Below are 17,488 nucleotides of genomic sequence, written 5' to 3' on the forward strand. Positions count from 1 at the left end.
CGACTTGTCTCCCGGGCGAAGAAGGCTGCAGCGTTTTTTAACAGATCCCGTTCTTGGCGCAGAATCTTGTTCTCTTGCCGAAGCCGCGCCAGTTCTTTCTCAACATCCGGGTGTGGGCCCGAAAGTAGTTCTGTCTCTGTCGCTTGCGTCTTCCAACGCTGCAACGTCGATTTCCCGATCCCAAGATCCCCCGCCACTTCCGCAACCGTCCGCCCGCTCGTCGATAAAATCCGAAGCGCTTCCTCCTTGAAAGCCCCCGTGATCTGCGACCGCTTCGCCCGCGCCATCTTCACCTCCATCATTCCCAAATTTTAGGGTGATGGCTCTCCACTTTTCCAGGGCAAGTCCACATCAGGAACCTCAGCTCTTGAAATAATTGAGTCTTTTGATCGGAAATCATAAATCGTAATTTCGCTATCTATCGAAAAAAAGCCGCTAACGCCCCTCAGCGTCGTTTATGTCCGCTAACCACAGATGGGCTCTCAAAAGTCCGTCAAACTCCCTCTTCCCGCATGCCATGCGCTTACCGTCAAACGCCAGTACGTACCCCAGAGCATCGTCGGCGACCTACTGGGCGCGGAGAGCTGGCGCTTCAAGAACCGTACCTGACGGCCATCCCGAGGCTCCCGTCACTGCCCCGGCCCCTACCGCCGCAGGTTCCCACGGTGGGCGCACAACCACCTCCCGTACCTCCGCTCAGCGCATCGCCACGTGCACTGTGCCCCGGGGACGGGCCCCTCCTATGCGCCACCGGGACAATCCGACATGAACTGCGGTTCAAAACCTCAACGCCATGGGTCAGCATTCGACGCCTATGCTGAGCCAATGTTCGGCGCTGACTGATACGCAGTTCACCAGACTCGCGATTAAGATGCAGCTAATTCCATCGCATCGTCAGTCGTGATGGCCATCCAATCAAGCAGCTCGACCATCATCAAACGTTCGAATGCGCAAATGTCACGAACGATCTCGCTTATCCGCACGCTGGCGTTGCCGCTCAATCTGGCTGCTAGACCGTCTTGTTTCGAGCTGTCCTGCCAATGCTCGATCGCGCGCAGCTGCTGCGAATAGCGATGCTTGAGGCTGCGCTGGTTCTGTCCGAGATAGGCGCTCGACGAAGCGCCGGCGAGCCCGACACAGATGAGGAAGATAAACAGGGCAGCATTCGCAACCACATCATTGTGAGCAGTCAGGGCCACTAGTTTGACGCAGCCGGCAATCGCCGCCACGACGAAGGTGCAAGCCATGAACCGACCTCGGTTGTGGTGGCTGCGCTCAAGCCGTTCGAGTGAGTCTTCGAACCAGCGTGCCTGCCTATGTGGTCGGACTGACCAGTAGGACCGCAGATCATCATCGGACGGGTCTGCTTCGGCGACAGCAAGGCCGAGATCCGCAATCCGCTTCCGAGCCAATACCCCGGTACTCGCCAGCAATGTTTGTGGATCCTGGGTGATCGCGCTTTCCCATTCGGCCAACAGGCACTCCACGCGATGGGTCAGCGCAGGTCCTGGCGAGGTTAGAAGATAGTCTACAGTGAGCCATTGGCGGAGAAATTCGGCAACCGCACGCCGGCGCAACCAGGCTGTTCGATATCGGCCCGATCGGCGGAACGCAGAGAAACTCACAATCAGAGCAGCGAGATCGAAGGAAGAAGAGGCGAAATGAATGAAATTTGAATCCCTCCAGAGCGTGACGCCCAGCGCCGTCACGACGAGAGCGCCAAAAAGTACGGCGCTGGCTGCAACCAACTGCGCGAGGGTGCGATCCTGGAAGGCCTTCGCCTCTGCGTGAACGGAGGCGAGCAACTGTCGCATCGCCTTGTCGCGCTGTTTGTGTGCGGATCGCTCCGCGGGTGAAAAGGTCATTAGCCAGGCTGGTGGCGTGCTTGATCGCTCATGCTTGATACGAGCGAACAAGCCTACGCGGCGGCGAATGGTGATCGCGGCACTCAGCGCGCCCAGCGTAAAGGCCCCCGCTGTCCCCGCGAGTATACCGACAACGATCTCGACGATTTGGTTCTCGGCCACGGGCGGTCGTTCCTATGCGGGAGTAAGGATGAAGATGCCGCACCGCTGGGACAGCAGCCAAAACGGATATCCTGCAAGTGGCGGCGTGATTTGCGCCACAGCGGACATCGGCGCAGCGCGATTTCCAGTTCAACTCTTCTTGCCGAATCGATCGGCCCAGCGCGACCCGCTGCTCGGGGATGGCGGATTGGGATCGGGTTCCTGGCCATGGCCAAGGACACGCATCCGTTCTGCGATCTCTGCGAGCGGATCAATATCGCGAAAAAAAGTGCGCGGATCTGTTCCGTACATGCGCGCGACCTCTTCGGTGACGATATAAGGCGGCATCTCGCCCTCAGCCGAGACGACGATCTCACCAAAATCGTCAAATTTGTACAGATCTATTGCGCCTGCAGCCTCGGCAGCCTTGAATGCCTCGAATTGGGACGGCTTGAGGGCAACGTAGCACCAGAAGGGGCCGCCATGATCCATCACGCCCTTGAGCAGCATGATGATGCGCGACACATCATCGGCAGTTATCATTGCCTCTCCTTTCGACGGCATGCGAAACGCTCACCGAGCAGAATCTCGCGCGGCGAGACCTCATGACTGGGCGCCGTCTGCAAAGAAAAGTTCGGTGGCGGCAACATTGGTGAGCGTTCCGCACGAGACAATACAGCCCTCGTCGTTTATTTGCGTTGATGGCATGAAAAGATGCAAAGAGTGAGTGGCCACTGGACTTGTGTCGAAGTTTTCCAAGGCGAGCCGAGCCGCACGCCGCGTCGCAATTTCAGCGCCCGCGTCACGTGCGAGAATGCCGAGCAGCCTAATTGCAAGCAGGACAGTCCGCGGCCGGGCGCTTGTTAGAGCTTCCAGGATTAAGGGCAAAGTTGCAGCCTCGACTCTACCGACGCCCAACAGACTCTGTTCAACCAGAACCCAGTTGCCAAGATCGGGACGCCCAGAAACCGTGATCAGCGACTTGACGCAGCCCTCATCAAGATGACGCAGAAGGCATGCCAACGAAATAACGGTCGTGTGCGACACACCCCGCGGCGGCGCGTCAATGATAGCTGCTAGAAATTTCATCAGCTCGGCTTCGCCACCGAGATGGGATTTAAGCGCCGACGCGACCAGTGATGGCGTGACTAGAGCATATTCAAAACAGAGGGTCGCAACCAGGCCCGCAAGTTCATAATCTGGACAAGGAAAGCGTGTGAGCTCGACCAAAAGTTCGGAAGCCAGTCGAACTGCGTCTGATCCCACTCGATTCCGCAGCTCATGGCAAGCAAAATGATTGTGGCGATAGGGATGAGCTTGTCCGGCTAGTTGGGTTTTTGCACTCAGGAACCGATCCATAGCATCATAACTGGTCTCCGCCTTGGACATCGTGTCACGGATGTCGATCCGTGCCATTTCAAGTGCCAACTTAAAGGCAGCCACGCGACGCTCGGGTTGTCTTTCCTGGGCGATGACAGATTCGATCAACATACAGAGACTTGCGCCGCCATCTGGAAAAATTCGGAATGGCGCCGTGTCGTTCGTCGATCCCAGGGCGCTAATTAAACTCGCGAGCTTATCAGCCGAGATGGGGCGGACATAGGTTACCGGGCGCTTTTCGCCACTGGGTGCGTCCAACTGCTTTTCCTCAACGCGCTGCGACAGATCAAGGCCGCCCAAGGCAAGGATGAAGCCAGCCTGGAGTTGGGGAGCGCGTCCCTTCATTCTATCTGCTAAGGCGTGCATTGCCTCCATATTCGTCCACGTCAAACAGTCGAGAAGGAAGGTGATGGCAGCCTGATCTTCCGGCACCTCATCCATATGCTCGAACAGTTGTTCAATCGGCGTAGCCCCGTGAAACTCAATGTCCATGACCATACAGGCAAGGAGCACGCGAATATCAGCGTTGGCTGGATCTACACCGCGCTGTCCCAACCAGAGCAAGGTCTCAAAGCCCACATCGTCAAAATTGGTATCGGGGCGCTCGCGCTTCATGAGCAAACGGCCGCGACTAAGCATACAGGTTGCCTGCGCTGCGAGATCCTCATCATCGCTTCGCAACGCCTGCAGAAGGGGCTCCAATACGCGGCGGTCCCGCCGAGCACGAGTCTTGACGATAGCGAGCGCGGCAATCCAGGCTAATGGATGGCTGGGGTTGTCCAACCAACGCTCGCAGGCAAAGAGACTGAAGCTGGTCTGAATTCGCATTTCCTTCGCGCGAGCGACCGACGGCGAGGGGCAAATCCCGACGCGCTGCTCGGCTCTTGCCATTTCGAGTAACAGGTCCGCCATCTCGACCGTCAGGTCACTGATCTTTAAAGTCTGTGGCGGCGCATCATGTCCAGAACCGGCAAGCCCTTCCAGGAGATCGGCGCAGGTCTGCGCGATATAGAGAATGACTCCTGCGTCGCCATGGCCCGTCATGTCGGGCCTGATACATGACGCCAGTCGCGCGTTGCGCAAGCCAGCCGGTATGGTGCGACTGGACAATGATGGGAAGGCTTTGCCCTTTCGCCTTCTTTCCCGCGCAAACAAGCGATGAAAACTTGCGGCATCGGCGCGCTGCTGCGCGGGATCGGCGATGGCATCAATTGCGAGGACCGCCTCCCGCTCCAAATCCTGAGCGGGATAGTTGGGTTGAGCGGCGAGGCGCAGCAGACCGCGCCATCGTTGCGACGGTTCGACGATGGACCGTGCCGCGCCAAGCGCGGCGGTTCGAAAGCCGGGCGCCGCATCCCGGCTTGCAAGCTTCGCCAGTCGTTCCGCGATGTCGAGACGAAGGACCGGGCTATCGATCCGCTCAAGAAGTGCGGCTGCCTGATCGATGCCGTCGGCCCAATGCATCGCTTCGACCATGCCAAGCGCGTATCGCGCCTGATGATAGGGGTCGTCCGAGTTCGCGACAAGTTCGCCCGCCTCCTCGATGCCCATCGACCAAGTCAACACACTGCGCGGCAACGAAGCGTACGGCGCGAGACTTGCGGCTTGGAGCTTGGACTGAGCGCGGAGCCGGTCGAACAAAGTGCTCGCTTGCGCCGAACGCAGACTCATATCGTCGCCGGCATCGAAAACCGCCGCCATGTCGAAGACCGCCAGCGTGAATTCGTTTCTATCCTGATCGATGGGCCATGGCAGCGCCGTGCCTAGACCCAGCCGTGATCGAGCCCAAGCCAAGGTCACTGACTCGCTAAGCGCCTGGAGTATAGGCAGCAGTGTCGCTGTCGGCAATCCGGTCTGGGCGTCCAGCGCGACAGCCGCAGAGTATTGCCGATAATTATCGTCAAAACCGAGCAGGCGGTAGGCTAAACGCTCGGCAAAGGCGCGAGGATGCGAATGGTCCACGGCATCGGAGACGCAAAGCGGTGCTTGGGGAATGAATTCGCTCACAGTCGCGAGCGCCTGAATCGCGCTTTGCTCATCGGTTGCAGCAAGCGCTTGGAAATGCGCCGCGAGATGTTGTCCAGCATGCAGGACACCATCGAGCCCCGAGGCAAGGATGGATTGGAGAAGCAGTACGAGGGCCCGCCGCTGTTCATCATTTGCGAAACCGATCAGGTCGTACGCCGATTTGCGTCCCATTATATCGGCCAGCGCCTCACACAGGATGGAGGCGGCATAGTCGCGAGCGGTCATTCTCTGACGGCTTAAGAAGCGCCAAACCGCTTGGCGCATCCTGTCAAACCATCCTCCGGACGATCGCAGAAAGGCCTCGACATTTGCGGGCAAGGGAGCCGTTTGACCGCCTGAGGGCGGCATAAGATAAGGGGGCGCCACGTCCTTGAATGTGGGCGCAAAGAAAAGATCGAGATTGACCGCAAGATAATAGATCGGATCGTCAGCCCCGAACATCATCCTGAATTCTGGAAAATATTCGAGTGCGGTGTGGCGAGCTGCGTCGTTGAAGTTAATAAATTGAAGAAAGCGCCGATATTCGATTAGGGTAGCAAGCCGACCGCGATATTCAAAACCGCGCCCCAGCGTGACCTCAGCGAGGGCGCGCATATCGCCCCAACAATTGAGATCGATTGGGACATATTCAGCTCCTGACAAGGAGGTCGGACCGCTGCGTGCACCGCTCGCGCGCTTGAGGCGGCCATCAACCTCCTCGTCGAACAGATTGAAGCGGTTGATATATGCGTAACGCCCCCGCTCGGCTCGGCGGCGAACGACCTGATAGACGGTCTCCCCCGGATAGGGCGCCCGGGCAAGATGCCGCAGTCCGTCGAGCGCATTCTTACGATTGGCCTCCATCTGTCGGTCCATCGCCATCATTTTCGCGCTGCCGCCCAACTCGCCGTGGACAGTCTCGCTGCGGACCTGTTGGAGAGCCTGTAGAATCGGAAACTGCTCGGCAGCGCAGTCAAACTGTTCCGCCCTCCCCAGCGCCACTTCAAGCTCGAAGCTGCACCAATGACGGTCAAGAATGATGCGAGCCACGATCCGGCTGAAGGCGGCAGGCCCTTCCTCGAGCAGGCTGATGAGAGACTGTTCAAGCCGATCCGCATCGCGCCGTCCGAAGGCATAGAGAGCGGCGACCGTTCGCGCCCTAGCATAAGCCGGAATGGCGTTCCAATCCCCAGCAACGAGGTCGCTAAGCATGGAACGAACGACGCGAGCGAGTATCGCGTCGCTCGGCAGATCCGGCATCTCTCCGAGTGCTTCGGCGAGAAGCCGGCCGATCCGCGCTTGGCCTACCGGTTCAGTGGCGGCGTTCAGAAGCATGTTGAACAAGGCGTCGCGCTCGACCACCTTTTCCGCCCCGGCATAAAAAGACGAGCCCAGCAGTAGCAGCAATGGTTCGCGCCACCGTGGTTCAGTCAATTGGCTAAGTCCCAGACCGCCTTGTAGCGTCACTTCCGCAAGCCAGAGGCCTGCGAAATATTCCTGAAAGGTTCGATGGACGAAGGCCCATATTTCCGGTGATCGCTTCACCAACAGTCCGAGACGCTTGCCATTTTCGTCGAGAAAGTCTTGGACAAATTTGGTGCGCTCGCGGTCGCTCGCAAAGCTCGGTTCGATCGTCCTGAGACGGTCTCGCATCTTAGTGATAAGCGCCGCTTCCTCGATCAATGCCGGACCACTCTTACCATGAAGATCGTAAGCGAGGGGTGCGAGCCACTGATAAAGAAAGCCCAGATCCATGTCAGTTTTGCGCTGCTCTTTCAACATGGAGACGAGCGCGCGGTCGTAGATTTGCGCGCGATGATCGGGAAATTGCTCGTTTTCTTCAAATACGCGGGCAAGCAGGGTCGCAAGGAGTGGAATCCCAGCCAGATCGGCAACGCTGCTGCGATGGCGGGCGTAGACCTTTTCATGCAGGGACTGCGCCCGCGCTTGAGGTGCCTCGACCTCCCCGAACGCTTCGCTGCGATAAAGGCGGGTCCAGAAGTCGAGCACGACCGCGGGTGTCATGCGGTCCACCACCACATGGGGCCATTGCGCCGACAGTGGAAGAGCATGATAGCCAACGATTCGGCTGGTCACGAGCAGACGATTGGCGCGCCCCGGCTGCGCGTCGGGATCGGCGCTTGTATAGAGTTCGGCGAATTGTTCGATCAGCGCGATCGTGTCCGGGCGGTGATGCTCGTCGATTTCATCCAGCCCATCGAGCAGCACCAGCAAGCGCCCTTTGGCTAGCGTCTCGACGACGACTTGATGGGCAATAGTTTCACGGTCGGGAAAAGCGATATGATCAATCTGACAGGCGAGTCTCATGGCAAGGAACGTGACAAGGTCACTGGCGCCATGAATCTGGATGTTCGCGCTCAGCTCAGGCACCGGAAGGTGGATCGGTAGGCGCAGCGGTCCCAACGAGACATAGTTGTCAACCTCCTCATCCTTCTCGTCGTGGCGCGCCGTAGGATCGACATGGGATTTCAGCGCCTGGACCGACAGCTCTTGTTGAAGCGGATCCTCGCTCGCGGCCCAAGCCTCCGCAAAACGTAAGGCAAGCCAGTTCAGAAGCGTCGTCTTGCCTGCCGCTGGTTCACCAAGAATGATGACGTGTCCGTGGCTGGCAATCAGGTCCGAGAGTTTCGTGGTGCCGCCAGCCACAGCGAAAGGATCAAGCGCCGCTGCCAAGCCCTGCGGCATGCCGGGCATGACCGGGTGCGGAAGGATATGCGCCGCGCGCGCCGCGGTTAGGCGTGTGATGCGGTCTTCGAAAGCGCCGGGACCTTGCAAATGGATCAGCTCGCGATCTGGATCCAGCAGTTCGTCCTGCGCCGCCTGCCGTTCGGAGGCCGTGAGCGCGTCTCCACGCAACGGTGTGTAAACCGCATCGAGTGGCACGCGCGTCCCGCCGAATAGCAGCAGAACGCCCTTGTCACGGATGAGCGCCCGCATCGCAAGGTTGACAAGCTGCCTTGCGGATGAACGTTCCGCCCGCCGCCGTCGTTCGCCTTCGACATGGGCACGCATTCGGGCGATCTCACCATCCAGTTCATCGACTGCATCCATGAATGTGCTGTTACGCAGCGCGGCGGGCGCCGTTGCATGGGCCCCCGGCTCAAGCGCGATGAGAAAGAAGCCAAGATTGGGATTGATAGTGGCCTGCAACGTCCTAGCGACAAGGACTTCATCCCAGACTTTGCTACGCTTTTTGGCGGGGGTCGCCACATCGTTGGTATTCGGGCTCGCCACAACCACGATACCACATGCGCCCTCTGCCATTGCTCTGGTCAAATGCTGCAACCAGTCCTCGTTGCTGCCGTCGAGCCCCCAGACGAAATCCGTCGACTTGATCGTCAGATCCTTGATCTTACCGGGACGGTCGATTCCCATCGGGATGCCAGCTTCATGCAGGCGTTCGAGCAACGCGCAGAATTTCGGCGCGTCCTTGTCGTCATTAGCGTGTGAAATGAACAGGAACAGGCTGTCGTCACGCTGCGCCATTCATTCCGCCCCCAATAATTGCGTATGAAGCTGGGACTGCGCGACGCTAACGACGCGAATAACCCGCATTCGCTCTGAATTCACTCTCGCCACCGCTTATGATGACCGAATAATAGGTTTCGGGAGAGGTAGTCCTTAAGCTGAACGATCGGTATGAAGGTGCAAAATTCCCGCATAATCAGAAAGTATGTTCCGCATCTATTGCGCTGGCGGCTGGATTCCTCCACTCTTCAACAAAATTTACCGCCTCAAATAAGTATGATAATATCTCAGAATGGAGCCTTAAACATTTCGTGGTTGTAGTAACCATTCTTCGAACGTGGTTTCGCGCCAGGTTCACGTACATCGATGAAGACACAGTCGGGGCCCTCACCGATATATACTGCTACATGACCCGATCCCGCTTCTGCAACCCATCCCGCAATATCGCCGGGCTCAAGGTCAATATAAATCGGCCCAGTGCCTATGGTCGACGGGGCATTTCCCATCAGATCATTCGCTTGACGGTATGGAATCGCTAAAACTGCACAGACAAATTCGCTGCACCCTCTTGGATAAATTGCTCCAGCTGAAAGAAGGGCTTTCGCTCTATTCACGCGATCAGCCTTCGATTGCGCGAATATCAAGTTATTTTCGTAATAGTCGATGGATGAACTGGCATTAACATCCAGACTACTGGTGATCGGCATCTGAGACGGCAGCGCCTGGCCAAGATGGAAGCTCTGCGTACTATTCACTCCGGTCGAGTGTAGGAGCCCGGTCATCGGATGCACAGGCTGCTGCGAATCAGGACCGAATCCCCAACCTCCCGGAGGATTGGGCCGGCGCCCATCGATAAAATAGTCAAAATTAAAACCGCTCGACCTGCGAACTAGAAAAATCAAAACAAGAAAATATCCAAAAAAGCCGACGGCCAATCCCACACCATATGCACCAAAAACATCGGTCCCCTTGTCAAAAACGGAAAGAACTGCAGCGCCACCTATAACGCCAATGACTGTAGTTATATCACCCAGGGAAACATCCCCTTTTCGGTAACGATTAATGAAGTAAAGATACCAACCAATTACAGCACCGAAAGCAATTGCCCCTCCAATCTTCCAGTCCATTTTAATACCCCATCATTGTCACGGAACTTGGCGCGCTGACTGCCATAGCTTCCCCATTACTAATCCTAAAAAAACTCCAGTGGCCGTAATCCAATCACCAGATTGACCGACTTGAAAATACACAACTGCGCCAACCAGAACCCAAAATAACAAAATAAAAATTAGCGAAAGCGAAGTTATTTCTGAAAATTCACCAGGACAAGCCACCAGGATAGTCAGCCAGCCAACCACAGCGCCGAGACAGGCCATCCCCACCCACGTAAGCATAGCGCACCGCTCCGCCGGCCCCCGATCAAGCACGACTGAAATTACTATAGATCGCCACGGCCGACAACCTTGGCGAGTGGTTTTTGGCCAGTACCTTTGGCATTGCGCTCTTGGATCTGGATGATCGGTTTGATTTTCCCCTTCACAGCAAGGCCAGGGCCAAGGCATCTGCAGTCAGATGTGCGTCCCAGGGACGCAGATCAACGAAAACTTGAGCAATTCAAACTTTAAAGTTGTGTTATTGTCAATAGTGCGTATATGATAACCACCTTGCAGGCATTGAAAAGAACTAATATGGACGCCTCTGACAGCCCGATGCAATTTTTCATATAGCAAATTCGGGCCACGTTGCTGGCCTCCTCAGTACATGAGCGTGTTTGCGCTATCTGATCTCCCAATGGCCCCCTACCCTAGTAGGCATGGTGGAGCCCGCGAAGACGCAGGGCCAACTTAAAACCCCGCATCTAAAAATGTCCATAGTCCGGGTCGCTCTGAAGACGATTTACCGCCACGTCCCCATTTTTTGGAGGAAGCTTAGATGGCGCCTATTCTATCGGTCTGGGCTACAGGCGTTCTGCCAGACATTCCGGCCGGCCCGCCGGCAACGCCCAGATTATATAATATCCAATATGACAATGAGAAGGGATTCAGCGTCGAGAAGGGCGATGATCACACCCCGCTCCCGTGGCATGAGATTGACGAACATAATAATGCAGAGAGAAGGTGGTCCATCACCTTGGTCGGTGTCGCCTTTTTAAGGTTCCATGCCGACGGGTGGCCGGTGGCGGGCATGCCGGATTTTAGCTTCAGGTCAATCGCTGATCTGCCCGCGCCGGAAAAGCTGCGCGATGAAGCCTTGCCCTTCGAAAACGACGACGACTTCCTGCGCGCCCATGTCCGGCTTGTGAAGATGTGCGCCTTGGGCTTCAGCACCGTCCGCTTAACCAAACGGGAAGTGACGTCAAAACCGGGTGCTCCAGATTATAAGCCGGCGGGCCAATGGCTGGCGATCCGGCTTTCGCTGCTGGAAACCAGCCTGTTCGACACCCCCGCCAGGGGACGTTCATTGTCGCCGGACCAGGTCGTAAAGGCCGCGATGGCCGGCCTTGATCCGGGCTCCGAGGGTGATTTCGTGAGTCTCAAGCGGCAGACTGCGACGGCGGAACTGCAGGATGTCCTGCGACGCCGCGCGCCCTATCTCGCGGCTGGCTTCCGGCACAAGGGCGACTTCGAGCGGGCGTTTGAATCTTTTGCCTGGAACGCCACGGGCATTCAAGTGCTGGGGGCCGTCGTTCCCGATTGGTCAGGAACGCAAATGATTCCATCCCGCGTTGATCGGTGGGGAGCCGTTTCGGCGCTGGCCGACGGCTTCTGGTGGGCCACAGCTCCGAAGGCCGTCGATCCGGCAGCACGCCTGACACTGAAGAATGCCCTGGCTTGGCTTCCCTGCTTTCCACCAGAACCACCGCCATCCGCACCGGGACGGCCAATCCTGTCGCTGCTGGAAGCCCCTGGAATCGCGGCGACCTCGCCGCTTGCCATCCTTGACCAGCTCGACTTGAAAACGGCGGCTGTGGCACCGCCAGCGGCGGCCGAACTTCCCGGTTGCACGGGTGGAAAGACCGTTCCATTCCATCACCTACACGCGCGCAGCGTGGGTGGAGAGATCGAGTGGCGCCGATGGTTGGCGCTGGCATCCGATCCGGAGGCGGGGGATGCCGCAGGCGCATCGGCCGTGCCCGTCTTGCTGCGCGTACGTCGCGGGGCTGGCACACCGAATGAAGCCGGCGCGTTGACGATCATCCTGGAGGGCCTGACGGATCGCCATTTCGCCCATATCTGGTCCGGCAAAGTCGCCGCCATTCTTCGGGAAAACGCCCGCCGAGAAGGGGCCGCCGGCGCATTGACGCTGGTGCCGGACATAGCCGGCGGGACAGGCTTGGCCCCGGCGCAACAGCCTGGCGACTGGTATGTCGAGTTCGACTGCAAGGAACCCTGGCCGGGCGCGGAGGAAGGCCGCTTCCTTGGTCGCTACATCCTGAATCGCGTGACCTTGAATCGGATGGCGGGCCAGGCAGCGCCGGCACGGGATCTACTGTCAAGCCCCCCGCCAGCGAGTAACGGTCCGGGCGGATGGCAGCTCGAAGCGGCGCAGATTCGCTTCCCGGGTATACGCATCCAATCTGATCAGGTTCCCGTGCTAACATTCAGCGGACGGCTGAAGGTCGGCTTGGACATGGAAGGCGCGGACGGCCTGGCGTTCGATGTCGATGCCAACCTCCAATGGCATCTGAAGACCAACCATAAGGTCCAGATCGGATCGGTGGACACCTTCAGTATCACTCCTGTGGGTGACGCCGTGACGGCCATCGGCGGGCTGGATATCCGGTTCGGTGGTGGCTCCCTTGCGCCCTTCACGCTCAGCGTCGAAGGGAATGGCGCCATGATCGACTACCAACTCGGTCGAGACGACGAACCGCTGATCCTTCCCACCGAGCGCGTTACGGTCGGGGGCAGCGATCTGGATGACGATGATCAGGCGACCCATCCGCTGCTTTGGGCCACCCCCCTGATGAACAAGGGCACCCTGGACGGGCGCGACTACCGTTCCCGGACCAGTGGGAGACGGACGATCACCTTCGATCTGGGGCCGGCCGAGGCTGAGGGGCCCGGCCGCACCACGGACCGCGCCGAGGTGACGATCATTGACCCCGCCCCCATGATGGTCGTGAAAGTATCCACCGAAAGACTGTCGGCGCCCGACGCCATCAGGGATAGCGCCGCCACGTGGCAGTCGGCCGAAGGCTACTGGCGGCTACCGCCGGCCTCCGACAAGAAGCAGGAAATCCAGCTGACCTTGCCACCGCAGGGGGTGGCGGAAGCCTGGGAACGCGGCGGGGACGACCAAGTGCTGAATGACGCCCGCATTCCTGCCCGGCTCGTCCCGGCGGCCGACCTGTTCCTTGAAGGCGATGAGCGCGGCCGCAACCAGGAAGCGCCCTGGAACCTCCGCCATATCCTGGGTTTCAGCGACGCCGACCTGCCCGGCGCCCGGCTGATGCGGATCGGCCGGTTGGAAGTTCTCTATGGGCTGGAGGGCTGGACGAGCGACCTCGCGGGCTTTCGCTTGGCGGAACTTGCCGGATGGCGCGGTGTCCCGCGCGAGGCCATCACCACCGACGCCACACGGCGCAAGCGCTGGCTCAGCGCACAGCAAACCTGGTCGCGCCGCCTGGCCGTACTCGACCTGCGCGACGAACGCAACCCGCTGACCCTTCCCCGGCTGGAAGGTGTTCGTTATCGGCTGCGGTCCAAGCAAAACGACGACGCGAAATACGCGAGCCCTGACGGGGTGCAGAACGAATACTGGACCGATCGCGACCAGGGCGGGATTCTCAGCGGCGTCTTCGCGGGCTTTGAGCAAAGCTCCGTCATCGATAGCCTTCAGCAGCACCCGCGTCGCGATGGCATCGGCGATCTGGAAGGGTTACAGCTCTCCGCGCTGGGGGCATGGACGCGACCGCGCGCGGCCTTCCAGAACGGCCTGACCCTCATCGCGGCCGACGTGGCCATGGGGCGTGTGCATGAGGCCAGGTTCGAGCGCAAGGGCCGCATCGGCGCGCTCCACACCTTGGCAAAGCACGTCATCGTCTATCGGCGCGCCTTCCTGCCCAGCCGCCAGTTCGGGTTGAAGCAGCAGCCCAATAATCTAGGCCGGCCAATCGTGCGAAAGGTGGAAGAGTATATCGAGATCACCCAACCCCTTCGCAATTACCCGGACCAGCCGGGCGGAACCGAACTGAACAGCGGCCCCGTACTCGGCGTGCGATTCCGGACAGTGCGCATCCCCGTGAACGGATCCTGGGCGTCGCCATTGCGCGATCCACGGGTAAAAGGCTACCAGATCCCCCTCTGGCGCCAAGGCGAAGATCCGGCCATCTATCCACGACCGGCCGTCGATCTGCTTGTCGCCGGTGATCCTGGTCGATCTGAGCCGGAGCCCCCCGCGCGCAGGGTGGAGAACCCGGAGCGCCTGCGATTCTACACGCTCACGCTGGCGGGGCCGGATGATCCACCCGGCGATGTCGAGGCATGGCCGCTGGTATACGGGGCGGACTATATCGATACCGCCCTGGACAATCCGATCCGTAATGGTATCGCACAGAGAGATTTTCAGGTGCCCGGCCAGCCCGGTACGATGCTGGACCCAGCCAATCTGGAATCCCCCGGCACCGAGAGGTTCACCCTGCTGCTGGAACCGGGTCCAGGCATCAACCTGATGCAAGGTCGAGCAAGAAACCCAACCATCGCCGACCTGCGCAGCGTCCTGTTGATGCGGGCCCGCGCATCACGAACATCCGCGGCGGAAGCGGAGAACCAGGCAGAGACACAGGATCTCGCCAACTTGGCCAGGATGGCGATTACGGGTGACCTCCTGACGGCGTTGGCCAGAAAGCCCACCGCGGCCGACAACCCCATCGGGCAATTGCGGCAAAAGGCCATCGAGCAGGTGAACGCGCTCAGAGGGATGGCGCCGCTCAAGACCCCCGTCAACCTGGAGGGGCTTTGCGGATGGGCGCACGAACCCCAGCGCAGGATCGAAGATCTTCGCAACCAGTTGAAGGCGGTCAATGGGATCAATGCGCTCTGGGCCAGCAACCGCCAGGAGGCCATGCTGGCCCTGCGCCGGCTTGAGGCCAGGGTGGATGCCCTGCTGCCGCTGGAGCCGACCCACAACGCGATCTTCACGCGCGTCGTGGAGCAGGTTGCACGCACCGGCGACAACCTGCGGAAGGGGGTCAACGGCAAGCTTGGTGCAGTGAAGGGCGGGCTCACCGCCGCAGTAGCCGTTCTGGGCGCCTCGGTCGAAGGCCTGACGCGGGCGGCCGATGACGTGAGGAAAGAACTCGATAAGGGCCAAACGAACGCGCAGGCAGTGCTGGCCTTGGCCCGCGGCGCCCTTTCCGACAACGCCCGGGCGGCCCAGACAGCCATTGGCCAACTGGTGGCGCAGCTCGCGGCGCTGGATCAGACCGCGACCGAGTTGCGGGGGGCCGCGCCGGAAATCGCCAAGGTCTCCCCGAAAGCGGGCGGCCTGGCCTTGACCTTGGCGACCCAGTTGGAAGGAACGCGAAAACGGCTGGTCGATTACCTGACGCCAAAGGGCGAGGGCCTGTCAAAGGCGTCCGGCGCCATACAGATGCAGGTGGCGCAATGGTCCCGCGGAACGGAACTGGACATCCAGGACTTGCAGAATGTCGTCAGCGACATTGGCGCCTCGGCCGCCGCATTGCGGTCTGGGGTCGACAGCGAGGCGGCGGCGTTGCAATCGCTGATCGACAACGCATCCCAGGCGCTGTTCGACGCGCTTGAGAGCGAGGTGCGGCAGGCTCGCCAAACTGTGGACGACTTTGGTTCGGAGCCCCTCGAGTCAATCGAGCAGAGCCTACGCTACCTGTCGGGAATCCTAGGCAATCTGAGGCGGGAGGTGGGGAAGCAGACCGTTCCGACCGGTCTGCTCGAGAAGCTGGGCGAAACGATCACCCCCATGGACGAGCTGCTGGGAAATGTCAGCGACAAGCTCCAAAAGACCGGCGCCGCGCTTTGCACCTTCCTGGGCCAGGCGGACGAGGTTGCCGGCGCCTTGCTGAAGGGTTGGTCGCAGAAGGTCGATACGATCGTCGCCGAACTCCAGGGCTTCACCGGGGATATCGAGAAGCTGCAGGCGAAGATTGATGGCTACGCGTGCGGCATTGGCAACGCCCTGAGCCGGATGCGAAGTGGGGTCGAGGAGGTTCTGGAAGGCAAGATCTTTGAAAAGCTCTTGCTGGATAAAGTGACACCCACCGATCTGGCCCCGGCCGTCGCGCTCAACATACTGCGCGCCGCCGGAGCGCCGCCTATCGTTGAGCAACTGGTCTTCAACCGCGAGAGGATCGCTTATTATTTTGAGTCAGAGGCGCAGCGTCTGATCATGACGCCCGTCACGGCACTGGTCGATCAGGCGGACCAGGCCCTGCGTGGCCTGGGCATCGCCCTGCCCACGCTGGGCCTGGATGGCGCGCTGCTGGCGCCCATGCACCAAACATTCGACGACCTCCGCAAGCAAGCGGAGGGCGGGCTGGACGAGGTGAAGTTGAAGGCCCAGGACGTCATGAAGGATTTCGCTGGCCTCAAGGATTTACTGCCCAACCTCGATTTCGGACCGGACCTCGCCAAGGCGGTCCGTATCACCCATGACTATGACGCCGCCCGCCGAATGGCTTGGCTCCGGGCGGAAATCGGTTACGGACCGAAAACGGAAGACCTGTTCAGCCACGATGCTTTCACGATCGTCGCGGAGCAGATGGTCCTGGACGGCGTATCGCTGTACGAGCGGGGCCTTGCCAGCAGCGAAAGCCGAAGCGTCAAGGCCAACCTGCGATCCGACTGGCTCCTGATCATCGGCGGGCTGGAACTGGTGCGCATCCGCGACGCGGCGATCCGTTATGACGACAAGACGGGGCTTGATTTCGACATCAAGCCCGAGAAGATCGAGTTTCCCGGCGCGCTCCAGATCCTTACCGACGCCGTGTCATCGCTCAGCCTCGGCGATACGAAGCCCCTGACGCTGGAGACGCTGAACGATCCCACCACCGGCCGGACGATCGGGCTGAAGTCGTGCTACGACATGCCACCGACCTCGTTCGGGCTGGGCGCGGTGGCGGTGATGAACGCGGCCTTCGGCGTGCACCTGGAACTCGCCCAGCGGTCGGAGTTCGAAATCCGCAGCTTCGCCTATTTCGGGCGGAAGAGCAGCCCCTTCGCGATGACCGTTAGCCTGCTCGGCGGTGGCGGTTATCTGGAGGCGGAAGCGACTCACCTGCCCGCCTCCCGCAAGACCGACATCGCGTTGCGCGTCAGCATCGGACTTGCCGCCGGTACCGGCTTCAGCTTTGGCCCCCTCAGAGGCAGCATCCAGATCTTTCTGGGCTTCGAGGCGAACTTCGAGTCCGGAACGGCGGGATCGCGCATCGCGGTGACTGCACTGTTCGTCCTGTCGGGGTCGGTCACAGCCTGGGGATTCGTCACCGTCAACATCTGCGTGATGCTGGCCCTGACCTACGTCGACACGAAGCTATTAGGCAGCGGCTCGATCAGCGTCGAAGTCCGCATAAGCCGCTTCTTCCGCAAGCAGTTCTCGCGCCCCATCACCTATCGCCTCTAGGAGCC

Annotated in this window: 5 protein-coding genes and 1 pseudogene; 1 reads left to right on the forward strand and 5 read right to left on the reverse strand. The window is 59.8% G+C overall.

The window, feature by feature from the left end:
• From FHS74_RS28860 to FHS74_RS28880, 5 genes and pseudogenes are all read right to left on the reverse strand, one after another.
• Window positions 1-287, reverse strand: a pseudogene (locus tag FHS74_RS28860) (transposase); the annotation flags it as partial.
• 579 nt (window positions 288-866) lie between these two features.
• The gene (locus FHS74_RS28865; RefSeq protein ID WP_184807728.1) at window positions 867-2,027 is read right to left on the reverse strand and encodes a hypothetical protein; all 1,161 of its coding nucleotides are present in this window, start codon (window positions 2,025-2,027) and stop codon (window positions 867-869) included.
• Between the two features lie 129 nt (window positions 2,028-2,156).
• Window positions 2,157-2,549 (reverse strand): hypothetical protein, encoded by a 393-nt coding sequence (locus FHS74_RS28870; protein ID WP_184807729.1) that lies wholly within the window; start codon window positions 2,547-2,549, stop codon window positions 2,157-2,159.
• Between the two features lie 60 nt (window positions 2,550-2,609).
• Window positions 2,610-8,900, reverse strand: a complete 6,291-nt coding sequence (locus tag FHS74_RS28875) for an NACHT domain-containing protein (protein WP_184807730.1) — start codon at window positions 8,898-8,900, stop codon at window positions 2,610-2,612.
• Window positions 8,901-9,169: 269 nt separating this feature from the next.
• A complete protein-coding gene (locus FHS74_RS28880; RefSeq protein WP_184807731.1) occupies window positions 9,170-10,009 on the reverse strand; it encodes a hypothetical protein in 840 nt (279 codons plus the stop codon).
• Window positions 10,010-10,814: 805 nt separating this feature from the next.
• Between FHS74_RS28880 and FHS74_RS28885 the strand changes: the two genes are divergently transcribed.
• On the forward strand, window positions 10,815-17,483 hold the full coding sequence (locus FHS74_RS28885) for a hypothetical protein (RefSeq protein ID WP_184807732.1): 6,669 nt from the start codon (window positions 10,815-10,817) through the stop codon (window positions 17,481-17,483).
• Window positions 17,484-17,488: the final 5 nt, after the last annotated feature.

Origin of the sequence: Nitrospirillum iridis (assembly GCF_014205765.1) — a bacterium.
Taxonomy (GTDB): domain Bacteria; phylum Pseudomonadota; class Alphaproteobacteria; order Azospirillales; family Azospirillaceae; genus Nitrospirillum; species Nitrospirillum iridis.

Bases quoted from the DNA above. Each gene is read 5' to 3' on its own strand.
- FHS74_RS28875 (WP_184807730.1), bottom strand. From the start codon at position 8,900: ATGGCGCAGCGTGACGACAGCCTGTTCCTGTTCATTTCACACGCTAAT.
- FHS74_RS28885 (WP_184807732.1), top strand. From the start codon at position 10,815: ATGGCGCCTATTCTATCGGTCTGGGCTACAGGCGTTCTGCCAGACATT.
- FHS74_RS28870 (WP_184807729.1), bottom strand. From the start codon at position 2,549: ATGATAACTGCCGATGATGTGTCGCGCATCATCATGCTGCTCAAGGGC.
- FHS74_RS28880 (WP_184807731.1), bottom strand. From the start codon at position 10,009: ATGGACTGGAAGATTGGAGGGGCAATTGCTTTCGGTGCTGTAATTGGT.